Here is a 14,198-nt window from a genome sequence, read left to right as displayed (position 1 = left end):
TTTACCCTCGATGAATTACAGAATGTAATAAAGGATGTGCAGAAAAAGGGATAAAGTAAAGACAAGGGTATATTAATCCCTTGTCCGAAATCTTTCCTAAAGCGATAATGCTATGGTTTAAAGCTTACTTGCGATAAGTTGCGCGTAGGCTTTTGCCCCATCCGGGCGCAGGTGAATGCCATCCTCCCAGAAGAACTGGGGGTTGGCGTAACCGAAGTCATGCCAGTTGATTAGCGACACTTTTGAATAGCGTTTGGCATTGGCGGCGAGCAAAGCATTATTCGATTCTTCCCACGAACGCGGTACTTTGTTATTGATAATAACCACTTCGCTCACGTCCGATAGCACATCCATCAGATCATCGAAATCAGCTTGGCTGAACGTGCCGTTGTTACCGAGATGCACCACTACCACATCTCCCAAAGCGCCGCGAGCGCGTTGCGTCTTGAGAATATTAATCCCGGCAAAAGCCTGACGACTAACCGCAGCATCTATTACAATATTGGGAAATGTACTTTCTAATGTGGCGGAAGCGCCAAGCATCACCGAATCGCCAACCGCAAAAATGCGTGGATTGGAAACCACCACAGGCATTGCGCTGGCAGGGCAGGATTCAGCCATTCCACCTAGCTTGCCTTCATAGCGCCAGTTAACATAGTGTTGCCCCACATTGCCCATCTCAACCTGAAATTCGGACGGGTTGGAAGGGGTGTAAGTGAGGACGCGCCGCTCGAACAACTGCACCAGCACATCCTTCTCTTTGCCGCCAACAGTAGCCCGCACCCAGTATGCTTCGCTGATGGGCAATCCAAAAACGTTGGAGACCGGGTTATCGGTGAAGATATTTCCTTCTACGAAACGCTTACCGTTCCAGATTTGACCTTTGCGATGCTGGTAGTCCGCAAAAACGGAGGGGATATTATGGCTCAAGGTTGAGTCGTAAGCGGCTATGGTCAGTGCGGCTGGTAATATCACCAACTGATAAACCTGCCCGTTCCTATCTAAAGCATTGACTACTTGCTTCCCGACTTGATTTGGAGCAGCGTTTGAACTGGGGAAAAGGCTCACCAAATTCTTGAAGGACAAATAAGTGGGCGAAGGGTTGTTCACATTATTATCGCCCGCCACCGGAATTTCGGATGAGTCACGTTGGCTGAAAGAAAAATCACCGACCTGCAATTGACCTGTCACCAGTTCTTTGGTCAGCAAACCGTTGGTTAGGCTCGACCCGTTCCATTCCATTCGGTTCTTGTCAAAATACTGGACTGCGCGTTTGCCCTGTGGCGCTTGCAGGTAGGGTTCGGTAAACACGCCGAAAGTGTTGGAACCCCATGTAAAACCTCGCCCCGATCCGGGTACTTCGTCCACTACCTTATCGCTATAATTCCACAATTGGCGAAACTCGCAAGAACCGAAAACCGGAGCTGCCAGCGTAGTTTGAGTCTGGCTAAAAAGCGTGGTAACTGCGGTTAGCAGTAACGAAACCACAAAAATGAATGGGATTATTTTCGTTTTCATAATAATCAAACTAATCAGCTGCAATTTCCATATCTAGTTGATATTGTTGAAACTTTTGCACAGAAGAAAGAAACTCCAATCCCTTGTCCTAATTTAAGGTTCTATATTTGAGATTACTTATTGCCTAACAGCCCGGTGATAGCGGCAAATACCTGCTGCCACTCTGCCGAGTGTGGGTTAACCATTTCAAAATGTCCAGCCCCTTCCAGCGTTATCAAGGTAGCCTCATCCCCTAGCGCAACGGCGGTATCGTAATAATTCAGGCTGATTTCGTAGGGTACAGAACTATCCTCAGTGCCATGAATGATTATCTGCGGCACACCTAACGCCAGCAATTCTTCGGGCGAGGCAAAGGCGTAGCGATCCGGGTATTCCGCCGGAGCGCCACCCATAAATTGCTCGGTCACATTATCGCTCAAGTGCAACTCACAAGCGCGACGCAAGTTCAACACTCCTGCCAATGGAGCTACACCTTTGAAGCGTAGCGGATTACGAGTGTATAGCTCGTCACCAACTGGTATATGCCACCGACCTGCCAACCATGCGGCGAGATGCCCACCCGCCGAATGTCCTGTTACCACTACTCGCGACAGGTCAAGGTTATAGGTGGGGGCAATTTCACGTAGGAAATCGGCAGCCCGCGCCACATCTAGAAATGTGCCGGGGTAGCCGCCGCCATCGTTTCCGCGACGACGGTATTCGATATTCCAAGTAGCGATTCCGGCAGCGGTTAGCGCGGCGCATGCATGCCCGGCGTATTCCAGACCGTATTGCGCTCTCCAGTAGCCGCCATGCACAAAAATGACCACCGGATGCGGACCGGAGGTAGATGGTAGGCGCAAGTCGCCAAAATTGTTTATATCTGCGCCATAGCTAAGACGGAAGTCAGGCGGCGGTGGGGTGGTATCCAAAAATTCTTCGCTGCTCATATTTTCCATTCATGAATAGGCGAGTCTATACTGCGCCCGGTATTAACGCACGTCGTCGTCATCCATTTCAAGTGTACCGGCACGGAAATTATCCACGTGCAGTTTCGCCCAAGTATATTTGTCGCTCAAAGTCCAATGGTCGGCGCTGGTATCAAAAAAATAGTAGAAAAACACTTTTAATTCTTCCGGGCTAAATCCCTTGGTGGCAAGGTTCACCACCATCAGACTTTGGCGGAAATGGTCAGTATTCCAATAGGTACGCATTTTTATTCTCTTATAAAAATATAATCATTGTGAGTGGGTACAAATACTACCCTTAAACTATTATAACAAATTTTATGAAATCATATCTTAGGTTATGGCAATTTCTTATCGGAATGATAGGCATAATCCCCTCAAATTAGCGTAAAATAGCAAAACTTGTTCCAATCAACCGATATTTTTATTTTTTGACTGGCTTACTTCCAACTAGTTTATTGCCTAGTTCGAGCGTTTAACCTGCTTATTCTGCCAGAAAAGCCGCTATTTCCTGTTTCAGCGCTTCAGAAGTGGCGAGGGTGTAGCGCTTGGAATCCGGGAATTGCCACTACCCGACTTCCGGTGATAATCGCGGCTTCGTCCTGCGTAAAATAGCCTTGCTTTGCCCGTTTGCCGACAGCCCATGCACCAATTCCAACGCTTTCTCAAGGGAGCTAAATTCGCTCCACAATCGCTTTCAGGCAGCAGTATAAAATAGCTCGTCAAAATAGGCAAAACGGGACGAATTAGTGGAGTTACATCTCCTTAGCATTGACACATCGCCCGAAGCTTAATACAATCGCCCTTACCGGAACTGATGGAGTAGCGGCGAGGTCTTACCGTATGGTTAAGCTTAGTAATAATGATGAACAGGAACAACCGCAGGGTGATGATAACATCCGTCCGGTATATTTGCCGGAGGGTACGGTTTTTAAAATCGCGCGTATGCGTCCCAAGCGCAGCAATACCCCTCCTAATCCCGAAGTCAGCAAGGCATGGCGACTGAAACAAACCGAAGAAGAAGCGCTGGCGATGCTGGAAAGAGCGGAGGTACGTGGGCTAAAGCTGATGCCAGCTGGCTCAAATTACACTTTTATGGCGATGCTATGCGACCCGGAAACGAGCAAAGAATACGCGGCGGTTTATAAACCGATGCGTGGGGAAGCGCCCCTTTGGGATTTTCCGAACGGTACGCTCTACCAGCGAGAGTGCGCTGCCTATGTGGTTTGCCGCGCGTTTGGCTGGTCTTTTATTCCTCCAACGATTATTCGTGAAGGTCCGCATGGGGTTGGCACGATGCAGCTTTTCATTGATGCGGACGAAAGTCGTAACCTTTATGATTTTCGCGATGAGCATGAATTTGAAATTCAGCGCATTACCATTTTTGATTTGATTACCAACAATGCCGACCGCAAGCCCGGTCACTTCTTGCTAGGAATGGACGGCTTCGTTTGGGGCATTGACCATGGGCTGTGCTTTAACAGCGTGCCGAAGCTTCGCACCGTTGTGTGGGATTATGCTGGAATGCCCCTACCGGAAGATATTGCACAGGATTTGCAGGAGCTTGCCAACAATCAAGTGAAAGCCAAAAAGCTGGAGTCGCAATTAAATCAAATGCTTGACCCTAGCGAGGTTGAAATCTTTTTCAAGCGATTGGAAAGCTTAGCCCAAAACCCGCGCTTTCCACAACTCAACTCGCGCCGTCAGGTTCCGTGGGGCTTTTTCTAGGCTTAAATTCACTTTCCGGCTTATTCTCAGCGGTTGAAGTGGCACTATCCATTGTAACCTAACCTGTAACCTTTACTGCCCATAAGAGTTATAATAGCAGAAGATGGCGTAAAAGATTAGCCGGAGCAAAATTATGAGCTTTCTTGATATTCTGGTAGTTGCAATTCTGATCTCTTTTACGGTAGTTAGCGCAGTCTGGGGGGTAATACGGCAGGCAATCGCGTTAGTTGGGCTGGTACTAGGTTTGATTCTGGCAGGCAGTTACAGTGAACAAGTCGCCAAATCCTTTTTTGGTTTTATTGATAACCCGCAGGCGGCAAGAGGCGCGGCGTTTCTGGCGATTGTGATTGTGCTGAGCCTTACCGCGAGTGTGATTGCCAGCATCCTCTATTTTGTAGTGGGGTTGCTCTTTCTAGGCTGGCTTGACCATTTGCTGGGTGCGGTAATGGGCTTCATACAGGGCGTGCTGGCGGTAGGCGTAATGCTTATAGGTGTCTTGCTCATACAGCCGGACTGGACAAACCAGCAACTCAAAACCTCGGTTATCTCCAACCAACTGGTGAAACCTATGACCGATGCCGTGTTGCTTGTTGCGCCTAACGAACTTAAAGATATAATTCGGCTTAAAATGCCCAAATAACTGCAAGATTCTCAGAACCTATACTCAAGTGTTCCCCAAGCTTTATTGCCATTCAGCTTCGATTATTGTAAAATTCAAATTGCTGGCAAATTGCCGGCTTTTAGTTTGGCACAGCCCATATAGAAAAATCTTTATAACAAAAATGTTTTTCAGGAGGAAGAAGACTCATGCCTACTTACGACTACAAATGTGAAGAGTGTGGGCATCGGTTTGAAAAGATGCAAAGCTTCAGCGCACCGCTGTTGAAGACTTGCCCCGAATGTGGTCAGGATCAGCTTCGCAAGATGTTCACACCGGCTGGTATTGTATTCAAAGGTTCTGGCTGGTATATTAATGATAATCGCCGCAAGGGTAGCGGTTCTGAAGATTCAGGCGTTAGTAAAAGTACCAGTAGCAGCGCAAAGACCGATACCAGCGCCAGCGCGAAAACCGATACCAGTACCAGCACCAGTACGAGTACGGATTCCAGTAAAAGTACCAGTACCAGCAAAGCCGAATCTGCGGCTTAATCGTCTAAGGAAACCTTTAGTCAGACAAATTGATAAAACCATGTTTTCTGGTCAATCGCGAAAATTCGCGCCAACACATCCGAATAGCGTAAAACGCGCCGTTCTGGAAACCAGAATCGCTTTTAGCCCCATCGCTGCAATTCAAAGCGTTGAGGGAGAGCCTTGCCTGTGTAGTTGGGGACATCGTTAGCCTTGCCATTTTCCAAGCATGCGCTTCGATGTCCCGTACCGAAAGGCGGGCTTTTTTGTTTCTGGAAAGAGAATGGATACGCTGTGGAATGGCGGGAACGAACCCTGCAAGGAGATAACCAGACATGGGAATCATAAATGAAATAAAAGCCATAATGGAGCGCGACCCGGCAGCGCGTAACGTGTTTGAGGCATTGCTTTACCCAAGCCTACATGCCATCCTGTTTCATCGGTTGGCGCATCGGCTCTATATATGGAAAGTGCCTTTCTTTCCCCGCTTGATTAACCAATTGTCACGTTTCCTGACGGGCATTGATATACATCCGGGCGCAAAAATCGGTCAAGGCTTGTTCATAGATCATGGTACGGGCGTGGTAATTGGGGAAACCGCCGAACTCGGCAACAACATCACGCTTTATCAAGGTGTTACGCTAGGTGGAACAGGCAAACAGCGTGGCAAGCGTCACCCTACTGTCGAGGACGATGTGCTGGTGGGTGTGGGCGCAAAGGTACTAGGAGCAATTACCATCGGCAAGGGCGCACGTATTGGCGGCGGCGCGGTGGTTTTGAAAGATGTGCCTCCTTACACAACGGCGGTAGGCGTCCCGGCGCGGGTGGTAGCGATGCGAAACGGGCATAGCGATGAAAATCGTAGAGTGGAAAACCTGCCCGACCCAGAAGGTGATATGATAGACGCGCTACAGGAAAAAGCGAAAGAACTGGAAGCACGTTTGCGCCAATTACTGGCAGAACATACCGATCAGTCGCATGAAGTTGAACACGAACACGAAAATATCGAGCAAATGGATAGCCGTTTGGTGGCTATGGAAGCTAGGTTGGAGCGCATCGAACAGGGTCTTGGCAAATTATTGCTTGGCAACCACAGCAAGAATGGCGCGTATTACTCCAACGGCGGTTTCTACGACCCAATATTGTTAGAACAGGAGGCTGCGGCTAGTGTCGCTTACGGTATATAACACGCTGAGCGGTAAAATCGAGCAATTTGAGACCATCGTGCCGGGAGAGGTTCGCATGTACGTGTGCGGACCTACCGTGTACGATAACAGCCATATCGGGCATGCCATGAGTGCGCTCGTTTACGATATTGTGCGGCGTTATCTGGAGTTCAGAGGTTACAAAGTGATTCACGCCCAGAACTTCACCGATATTGATGACAAAATCATCAGACGCGCTGCTGAAATGGGCGTACCTTGGCAACCAATGACTGAGAAATACATCAACCAGTTTTTGGAATGGATGGACGCGCTCAATGTAAAACGCGCTACCATTTACCCCCGTGCCACCAATGAGTTAGGCAATATACTTGCTGCCATTCAAACCCTTATCGAAAAAGGGTTTGCCTATACCGCCAGCAATGGCGATGTCTATTACCGAGTCAAGGCTAAGCCAGAATACGGCGAGTTGAAACACCAGAGCCTCGATGATTTGATGGTAGGTGCGCGTATTGCGCCGGACGAAGCCAAAGAGAACGCGCTGGATTTCGCGCTATGGAAAGCCGCCAAACCGGGAGAACCAAGCTGGGAAAGCCCGTGGGGCGCTGGTCGTCCCGGTTGGCACATCGAATGCACCGCGATGGCTGTTGAGCATCTAGGCGAGCAAATTGATATTCACGGGGGCGGCGCCGACCTGATTTTTCCGCACCACGAAAATGAAATCGCGCAGAGCGAAGCCGCTACCGGCAAACGTCCTTTCGTACGCTACTGGATGCACAACGGTTTGCTCCAAATGGGCAGCGACAAGATGAGTAAATCGCTTGGCAACTTTGTGACTGTCGGTAACATCCTCGAAAACTACGATGCCGATACCTTACGCGCTTTTATTCTCGGCTCGGTGTATCGCAACCCGCTGAGTTTCAGCGAGGAGAGCTTTATTGCAGCACAGCGTGGGTTGGAACGTTTGAAAGCAGTTTTTAGCTCAGTGGAAAAATGGGGCGAACCCGGCAATACCGAAGGTAATCCTGCTGCTACCTCTACATTACACGCTGCCATCGAACAAGCTCGCGCCGGATTTATCGAAGCAATGGACAGCGATTTCAACAGCGCCATCGCGCTTGCCGCCTTATACGACCTGACCCGCGAACTAAACCGAGAGCGCGAACATGGCGCAAGTCCGCAAAGTTTGCACGAAGCCCGCGCCCTTCTGCTGGAACTTGGCAATGTGCTAGGTTTGCGCCTAGACCGTGATACTTCTCCCAAACGTGGGCTGGAAGCCGCCCCTTTCATCTCGTTGCTGGTAGAAACCCGCACCGCTCTGAAATCTGCCAAACAGTATCAGCTTGCTGACCAGATTCGCGACAAGCTCAAGGCGTTGGGAGTGAAGGTGGAAGATCGCCCGGACGGTACAAGCTGGAAATTTGAAAGCTAACCGATGGAATTAATTTACGGGCGAAATGCGGTCGCCGAAGCGTTGCGTAGTACCAAAGCCGGCACTAAAGTTTTGCGTCTTTATCTTGCTGACGGCGCGGAAGCCAAAACGGGCGGAACGTTGGATTTCGCTCTCAAGGAAACAACCGCACGCAAAATCCCTTTGCAGAAACTATCGCGCCCTGAACTGGACAAGCGCACCACCAACGCCAACCATCAGGGCATAGTCGCCGAAGTCTCAGATTATCGCTACGCCAATCTTGATGAGGTGCTGTCGCAAGCTGCCGATAATCCAGATGCGCTTTTTTTGATACTGGACTATTTGCAAGACCCTCAAAATCTTGGTACGCTCATTCGCTGCGCCGAAGCAACGGGCGTAACTGCGTTGATTATCCCCGAACGCCGCGCTGCCGGGATTACTCCCGCAGTTCGCAACGCCAGCAGCGGAGCAGTCGAGCATCTTCATATCTGTCAGGTGGTAAACTTGCCGCGTGCGTTGGACGAGTTGAAAGAATCCGGCGTGTGGGTGGCAGGGCTAGAGCATGAACCGGACGCGCAAGATTACGACCGTGCCGATTACACCGGCAAAATCGGGCTGGTGGTGGGCAGCGAAGGCGCAGGCTTGAGTCGCCTTGTGCGCGAAAAGTGCGATTTCTTTATTAAGTTACCGATGCTTGGCAGAGTAGAATCACTCAACGCGGCGGTAGCGGGTTCGGTGGCACTCTATGAGATTCTGCGACAGCGCCGCGCCCTGAAGTGAAACGACAGCTTTCAAGGGCGCGACTGGCTTTTTCCGGGCTGACCGGGCTGGCGGGTGCGCTCATTTGGCATTTTTCCCGTATCGCGGGTGAAGAATACTCCGCCTCCTTCACCGATTCCCATTTCTGGTTACATCTGCTAATTGAAGGCGCGTTGGCGTTATATCTAGCTGCCATCACCTATGTAGTTTTGGTGTTGGTAGAGCGGATTAATCGCCAATAAAAAACCCCCTTCCCGGCAACCGGAAAAGGGGCGAGCTTCTGTAATAGCCTACTCGGTTATGCCGGGTATGCCAATGAGCTTGAAGTACACTATCGAGCGATTGCCGCTCTTTTGCCCATCGAAGATAAGGGTATAAACACCCTTTGTAGCTCCAGCATTAGTAGTAAAGACGTAGAGCAATTCACCTTTGGCATTTGCAGCCCAAGTATCAAAAGATGCGCTAGTTTTGCCGTCTGGTGTTATCAGCATAATATTGATTGCCTCATTGGGAATGAAGCTATCACTCCTGACCACGAAGGTTGTACCGGGGAAAGCGGCGGTCGGATTGATAGTAGCCCGCGAGGCAGGTGTTATCGGCACATCGTATTTGGGATCGTAGCGCCAATAATAGTAGTGCCGCCCTACGTTGCCCATTTCCACCTTGAAATCATCCGGGTTGCCGGGAGTCCAAGTCAGCACACGCCGCTCGAAAAGTTGCACCAACACATCGCGTTTGGCGCCAGCAACGGTTGCGACTGTCCACATCGGCTCGGTGAGGGGGTAGCCCACCGTATAAACCCAGTTCAGCACCAGACCCACTGTTGGATTTTGCCCCTCAAAGATTATTCCTTTCTGATTAAAGTAATCCCAGAAAGGCTTGGCGATATTGTGACCTAGCACCGGTTCATAATAGCCGTATGTGGTCAACGCGCCCAATCCCGGATTATTGTCAATTACGCCTTTGCGGTTGATGGTCTGCGTAATTGGCAACCCTACCTGCGGTTCTTTGGAACGGTTTAGCTGTGTGCTTGCAATATCGGTAAAGCTGCCATAGGTAGCCGCATCATTATTAATCGGGTCACCCACGACCGGAATATCGTAAGCGGGATAACGAGATTGGAAGCGACGGTCGCCCAATTGTAGATTGCCTTGCACCAACTCCTTAACCAGCAAGCCGTTGGTAACATAGTAGAGGTTATTCTGGTCAAAATCGGGACGGGTAATTTCCATGCGGGCTTTATCGAAATATTGCACCAAACGTTGCCCATTGGGCGATTCATCATAAGGTTCGTAGCTGGAATAGAAGCCCTCTACCCCATATACAAAACTGCGCTTGACCGCTTGTTGTAAAACGGGCAAATCGGGGCGACGCCAAGTATTTTCAAAAGCGGGCGCGGTGAAAGAACCTGCCTCTACGGTAGGGGTCAAATTGAAGGCAGTTACTAGCAAGAATACTACTCCCAGTATCCGCAACCTGTTTAGCTTAAAATTCCTGTCCGAAGCATTGTTTAGGCGCATTTTGGAAAGCCCCTCCCTTGGGTATGAGCCGGAAAACGCGAGAAATTAACATAACACGATTACTACAGGCTATTCTAATACATGTTATGTAAAAAGAAAAGACCCTTATTATGACAAGTTAAGAATCAATTCCAATTTGTGGAGGTTCTTGTGTAAGATATTTTGAGAAAGCCTTTTGTGATTTCAAAATAATCGAGACTTTACGATACCCCTCAAATTTGATTTAATATGATAGATAAACAAAAAATCCCGAATAATGGTTGGAGAATAAGATTGAAGGAGTTAAAGTACATAGATCTTTTCTGTGGTATTGGGGGGCTTCGTTTGGCAGTTGAGAATATAGCAAGGGAAAAAGGAATTTCTACTTCCTGCGTTCTTTCCTCAGATATTGACTCAGATTCTCAAGCTATGTATGAAGCCAATTTCGGAGAGAAACCCTTTGGTGATATACATAAAATTTCAGCTTCTAACGTACCTGATCATGACCTGCTGCTTGCTGGATTCCCTTGCCAACCCTTCAGTATTATTGGAGAGCGAAAAGGTTTTGAGGATACAAGAGGAACTTTATTTTTTGAAATAGTTCGTATCCTAGCAGAAAAAAAACCAAGAATGTTTGTTTTGGAAAACGTAAAGCAGTTAGTTGGTCACGATAAAGGTCATACATTAAAACGTATCATGGAAAGTTTGGAAGAGCTAGGATACATGGCACAGTATAAAGTGTTAAATGCTCTCAATTTTGGATTGCCGCAGAAGCGAGAAAGAGTATTCATAGTGGGCTTTAAAGAATCGGTGGAGTTTCGCTGGTCCAAAGGCGGAGTTCCTATGAAATCATTGGAAGAGATACTTGAGGATAATGTTTCTGAATTCTATTATGCTTCTGAAATGATTAAGCAAAACCGATTGGCAAAGAGGGATAGAATAAGCACGCATCGCACGGTTTGGCACGAAAATAAAGGGGGTCACGTTAGCGCTTATAACTATTCTTGTGCTTTGAGGGCTGGAGCTTCTTATAATTATCTACTAGTTGATGGGGAAAGACGACTTACAGAGCGGGAAATGCTAAGATTGCAAGGATTTCCTGATAGTTTCAAAATTGTCCGTAATTACGGAGCAATGAGAAAATTGACCGGAAACTCGGTTGCTGTGCCAGTCGTAGAGGCTGTAATCCGTGCGGTTTTTGAAGCTATAGAAGGCAAGCATAAAACAGAGCAGCAGTTGACTCAAGGTAGCTTTCTCACTGATGTTCTTTCCAAGCATTACCCTAAAGTCGCTATTTCCTGTTATTGACAAATCAAAAAAGAGTTCCTGCAAGCTCAAGAAGTGGTAGGCTTTCTGAAAGAGAGAGGCTATACAAACATGAAAGTTCCAACTATGTGGGAAGTAACTATCTAATTCAATTTTTCCAAAACAAGTGGACAAAATTTCAAAGGAATATGCACAAGTCATGGAACCACAACTAAGATTCGCCATAGTTTATCTCTTAATACTCACCCTGATTTTGTCTGCTTGCGGTGGTTTATCGGCAACCGTTAATAGCGGGACTGTTTCAGTAAGCCCAATAACTGGAAATACAATAGTGCAGATGACTACTAACACTCCAGCACCTTCCCCGACACCTGTACCAAAACCAAATATGTTGCAAGTAGGTGGAGAAGATAACCCTTGGATGGAAATCAGTTTATACGAAGGTGTAAACGAACAGTTGCAGGAAGTACCCATGAATCAAAGCATCCTCGATGGGATGGATACTTTTTTTGTAGGAGCTACTTCACTGGTTGCGCTTAAAAATCCTACAAACGTGATACCCAATACCTATTCAGTTATTTGTCAGCCTGCTATTTGCAAGGGTCTAAAGAACGGTAATTATGAGCAAATGAACTATAAAATTGGAGGAGTCAGTAGCGTAATAACTGAGAAAAATACAGGTAAGATAGTGGGGCATATTGGCTTTTCTCCATTCAAGCCAACATCAATAGCACCTTCCGTTCTGGTATTTACTCTAGTAAGCAGCATAGTGCTTGATCAGTTTATGGATGGGATTAATCAGCAATTTGAGGTAGTTAATAAAAAGCTGGATGCTATCAAATCGTTTCTTGATGACAAAGAAATCAGCATTATAGATGGAAATCTGAAATACTTAAACGGTATCAAGACGGTTATGAACCAGCGAAAAATTGCGCCAACCGACTTGGAAAGTTTTCGCACCCAACTTGAAGAAGTAGAGCGTGAATCTCAGCAAACTATCAGCTTTTACCATACGCAGGCAGCCCGTTCTTACGACTCATTCAAACAAATTAAGCTTGATAAGATGTTGATAGGTTTCCGGGATGATAGCAAAATCAACGAATTTAAGAAAAGTATTTCTGATTATCAGCGACAATCTCAGGTTTATCTGGCAGCTTTGAGCGTCAGAGCGTTGTCAGCACAGGTAAGAAGCGCACTGCCGGAGAGCAGAGAACTTGCAGTTAGCCGGATTGAGGAAGTACAGAAGGATCTTAAAACGTGGTTGGATGACCAAAATAAATTTTATGGGGAAGTAGAAAAGCGGATTCCTGAAATGGATGGATGGTTTGCCGACTCCAAAACCCAAGAGCAATTCAAGACATTGGTAGCTAATGGAAAAACGGAGGCAAAACAAACTTATGACAAGGCTAATGATGCACTTGCGGATACAACAAGTAAGGTGAAAGTTCAACTACAGGCAGAGTCTTTACCGTTAAAACTGGTGGTAGTGCTGGATTCACAGGGTAAAGTACAGAAAGTTAGTAAAGCTATAAGTTAACCCGCAAAAAAAGAGTGGCAACGCTGCCACTCTCAAGCTATTTTTAATACTTCTATTCGGAATTAATCCCGTCCCTGTAGTGACATCAGAATTTGCAGGATAAAGAGGAACAGGTTCAGAATATCCAAATATATCCCGATGCTGAGAGCGATAGCGTTACCGATGGTGTTCTCACTCTTCTTGGCTTGCTGCACATCGAAGATAAGATAGAAGCTGAAAATCATCACACCCGCGTACATTATTACGCTGTACAGCATTGTACTGTGCAGGAAGATGTTAAGCATACTCACGATTAGTAGCCCGATAACGGCTACGAAAAGGTACGGCGCAAGTCCGCTGAAATCGCGCTTGGTTGTCCAAGCGTATATGCCGAGGGCAAAGGTAAGCGAGCCTGTTATCAGCAAAGCTTGCACTATGATGCCGCTATAGCCCGCATCTGACAGAATTTGCATGGTAGGGGCAAGCAGCACACCGGACGAAAGAGCAAAGCCGTACAACAGAACGAAGTTGATGGGCGTAACATTGCGTAGCGACATAGCTCCTATCATGAAAGCGATTTCAGCGATTATCCATAGGATTGAGCTACCCCGGCTCATATTGTAGGCGCTGTGTAAGCCGTTCACGCCAAGCCATACGCCTGCCGCCGCCGCTACAATAGAGGTGGTGGTAAACCACATTACTTTCTGGATTAGGCTACTGCGATCTAGCGTAGTAGCGCCTGCATACACGGGTTGCCCTTGCCATGCAGGCGGGTAGTTATTGTTCTGATTGTTGTTCCACATAGTTTCTAACTCCTGATATTAAGTTAAGCCCGCAATTTGATATTAGCAGCTACAGTGTATTATAGCAATATAATGCTTGGAATTGTGTGAGAATTTTTTAACTACTCAATTCACTTTTTCTACGTATAAAGTGTCAGATTTGTTTCATGCGCTAGTTCGAGGATTATATTGGATTGTAACTAGCTGTTCCTGCCAAAATCGTATAAATCGGACGATTAGCGCGGATTTCAAGACCTTATTATCCGGTTAAGGCAACCGCTCGATAAAATGAAAGTTGGCAGAATCGTTTTTTGTTATAATGTTTTTTACTAATATGTTTCTCTGCTCAATATTTTGCAATATTCAGCCCGGAAGAGCTACGGCTTTTTCATGAATTGCTGATACGTTTAACCGATAACCCATGCTCCACACGCCGCTGCTTTGGCGGAACATCATAAGACAACTTGAAAGGATACATAAA

Annotated in this window: 15 protein-coding genes and 1 pseudogene; 10 read left to right on the top strand and 6 right to left on the bottom strand. The window is 47.3% G+C overall.

What is annotated here, in order from left to right; translation table 11 throughout:
* Positions 1-117: 117 nt before the first annotated feature.
* From WCK19_RS06545 to WCK19_RS06535, 3 genes are all read right to left on the bottom strand, one after another.
* Complete coding sequence (locus WCK19_RS06545) at positions 118-1,518, bottom strand: hypothetical protein (protein ID WP_342396573.1); 1,401 nt, start codon at positions 1,516-1,518, stop codon at positions 118-120.
* 113 nt (positions 1,519-1,631) lie between these two features.
* A complete protein-coding gene (locus tag WCK19_RS06540; RefSeq protein WP_342396572.1) occupies positions 1,632-2,447 on the bottom strand; it encodes an alpha/beta hydrolase in 816 nt (271 codons plus the stop codon).
* Between the two features lie 42 nt (positions 2,448-2,489).
* Positions 2,490-2,711, bottom strand: a complete 222-nt coding sequence (locus WCK19_RS06535) for a hypothetical protein (protein WP_342396571.1) — start codon at positions 2,709-2,711, stop codon at positions 2,490-2,492.
* 302 nt (positions 2,712-3,013) lie between these two features.
* Here WCK19_RS06535 and WCK19_RS06530 point away from each other — a divergent pair, with 302 nt between their 5' ends.
* From WCK19_RS06530 to WCK19_RS06515, 4 genes are all read left to right on the top strand, one after another.
* Complete coding sequence (locus WCK19_RS06530) at positions 3,014-3,178, top strand: hypothetical protein (protein ID WP_342396570.1); 165 nt, start codon at positions 3,014-3,016, stop codon at positions 3,176-3,178.
* 130 nt (positions 3,179-3,308) lie between these two features.
* Positions 3,309-4,193 carry an SCO1664 family protein gene (locus WCK19_RS06525; protein WP_342396569.1) on the top strand — a complete coding sequence of 295 codons (885 nt, stop codon included), beginning with the start codon at positions 3,309-3,311 and terminating at the stop codon, positions 4,191-4,193.
* A gap of 133 nt (positions 4,194-4,326) precedes the next feature.
* Positions 4,327-4,833: a CvpA family protein gene (locus WCK19_RS06520; RefSeq protein ID WP_342396568.1), complete on the top strand. Its 507-nt coding sequence runs from the start codon at positions 4,327-4,329 to the stop codon at positions 4,831-4,833.
* Between the two features lie 167 nt (positions 4,834-5,000).
* Positions 5,001-5,342, top strand: a complete 342-nt coding sequence (locus tag WCK19_RS06515) for an FmdB family zinc ribbon protein (protein ID WP_342396567.1) — start codon at positions 5,001-5,003, stop codon at positions 5,340-5,342.
* A gap of 16 nt (positions 5,343-5,358) precedes the next feature.
* On the opposite strand, the gene WCK19_RS06510 is transcribed toward WCK19_RS06515, so the two are convergent.
* On the bottom strand, positions 5,359-5,658 hold the full coding sequence (locus WCK19_RS06510) for a hypothetical protein (protein ID WP_342396566.1): 300 nt from the start codon (positions 5,656-5,658) through the stop codon (positions 5,359-5,361).
* Here WCK19_RS06510 and epsC point away from each other — a divergent pair.
* The 4 genes and pseudogenes from epsC to WCK19_RS06490 form a co-directional block, all read left to right on the top strand.
* Positions 5,657-6,271, top strand: a pseudogene (epsC, locus tag WCK19_RS06505) (serine O-acetyltransferase EpsC); the annotation flags it as partial. The gene WCK19_RS06510 and the pseudogene epsC sit on opposite strands and share 2 nt — an antisense overlap.
* Before the next feature lie 217 nt (positions 6,272-6,488).
* Positions 6,489-7,916: a cysteine--tRNA ligase gene (gene cysS, locus WCK19_RS06500; protein ID WP_342396565.1), complete on the top strand. Its 1,428-nt coding sequence runs from the start codon at positions 6,489-6,491 to the stop codon at positions 7,914-7,916.
* A 3-nt stretch (positions 7,917-7,919) separates the two neighbouring features.
* A complete protein-coding gene (gene rlmB, locus WCK19_RS06495) occupies positions 7,920-8,675 on the top strand; it encodes a 23S rRNA (guanosine(2251)-2'-O)-methyltransferase RlmB (RefSeq protein ID WP_342396564.1) in 756 nt (251 codons plus the stop codon).
* Complete coding sequence (locus tag WCK19_RS06490; RefSeq protein WP_342396563.1) at positions 8,672-8,896, top strand: hypothetical protein; 225 nt, start codon at positions 8,672-8,674, stop codon at positions 8,894-8,896. The genes rlmB and WCK19_RS06490 overlap by 4 nt, the downstream gene beginning before the upstream one ends.
* 48 nt (positions 8,897-8,944) lie before the next feature.
* Here the strand turns inward: WCK19_RS06490 and WCK19_RS06485 are convergent, their stop codons facing one another.
* Positions 8,945-10,174 (bottom strand): hypothetical protein, encoded by a 1,230-nt coding sequence (locus WCK19_RS06485; protein ID WP_342396562.1) that lies wholly within the window; start codon positions 10,172-10,174, stop codon positions 8,945-8,947.
* A gap of 228 nt (positions 10,175-10,402) precedes the next feature.
* On the opposite strand from WCK19_RS06485, the gene dcm reads away from it, so the two are divergent.
* Together dcm and WCK19_RS06475 are read left to right on the top strand one after the other, a co-directional pair.
* Positions 10,403-11,461: a DNA (cytosine-5-)-methyltransferase gene (gene dcm / locus WCK19_RS06480; protein WP_342396561.1), complete on the top strand. Its 1,059-nt coding sequence runs from the start codon at positions 10,403-10,405 to the stop codon at positions 11,459-11,461.
* A gap of 157 nt (positions 11,462-11,618) precedes the next feature.
* A complete protein-coding gene (locus WCK19_RS06475; protein ID WP_342396560.1) occupies positions 11,619-12,956 on the top strand; it encodes a hypothetical protein in 1,338 nt (445 codons plus the stop codon).
* A 62-nt stretch (positions 12,957-13,018) separates the two neighbouring features.
* On the opposite strand, the gene WCK19_RS06470 is transcribed toward WCK19_RS06475, so the two are convergent.
* Complete coding sequence (locus tag WCK19_RS06470) at positions 13,019-13,738, bottom strand: Bax inhibitor-1/YccA family protein (protein ID WP_342396559.1); 720 nt, start codon at positions 13,736-13,738, stop codon at positions 13,019-13,021.
* Between the last annotated feature and the right edge of the window lie 460 nt (positions 13,739-14,198).

This window comes from Candidatus Chlorohelix sp. (assembly GCF_037138995.1).
Lineage (GTDB): Bacteria > Chloroflexota > Chloroflexia > Chloroheliales > Chloroheliaceae > Chlorohelix.
The sequence above is the reverse complement of the archived record's forward strand: the minus strand, read 5'-3'. Positions and strand labels throughout refer to the sequence as shown.

Bases quoted from the DNA above. Each gene is read 5' to 3' on its own strand.
- WCK19_RS06545 (WP_342396573.1), bottom strand. From the start codon at position 1,518: ATGAAAACGAAAATAATCCCATTCATTTTTGTGGTTTCGTTACTGCTA.
- WCK19_RS06475 (WP_342396560.1), top strand. From the start codon at position 11,619: ATGGAACCACAACTAAGATTCGCCATAGTTTATCTCTTAATACTCACC.
- WCK19_RS06520 (WP_342396568.1), top strand. From the start codon at position 4,327: ATGAGCTTTCTTGATATTCTGGTAGTTGCAATTCTGATCTCTTTTACG.
- WCK19_RS06485 (WP_342396562.1), bottom strand. From the start codon at position 10,174: ATGCGCCTAAACAATGCTTCGGACAGGAATTTTAAGCTAAACAGGTTG.
- dcm (WP_342396561.1), top strand. From the start codon at position 10,403: ATGATAGATAAACAAAAAATCCCGAATAATGGTTGGAGAATAAGATTG.
- WCK19_RS06470 (WP_342396559.1), bottom strand. From the start codon at position 13,738: ATGTGGAACAACAATCAGAACAATAACTACCCGCCTGCATGGCAAGGG.
- rlmB (WP_342396564.1), top strand. From the start codon at position 7,920: ATGGAATTAATTTACGGGCGAAATGCGGTCGCCGAAGCGTTGCGTAGT.
- WCK19_RS06540 (WP_342396572.1), bottom strand. From the start codon at position 2,447: ATGAGCAGCGAAGAATTTTTGGATACCACCCCACCGCCGCCTGACTTC.
- WCK19_RS06515 (WP_342396567.1), top strand. From the start codon at position 5,001: ATGCCTACTTACGACTACAAATGTGAAGAGTGTGGGCATCGGTTTGAA.
- WCK19_RS06525 (WP_342396569.1), top strand. From the start codon at position 3,309: ATGGTTAAGCTTAGTAATAATGATGAACAGGAACAACCGCAGGGTGAT.
- WCK19_RS06535 (WP_342396571.1), bottom strand. From the start codon at position 2,711: ATGCGTACCTATTGGAATACTGACCATTTCCGCCAAAGTCTGATGGTG.
- WCK19_RS06510 (WP_342396566.1), bottom strand. From the start codon at position 5,658: ATGTCTGGTTATCTCCTTGCAGGGTTCGTTCCCGCCATTCCACAGCGT.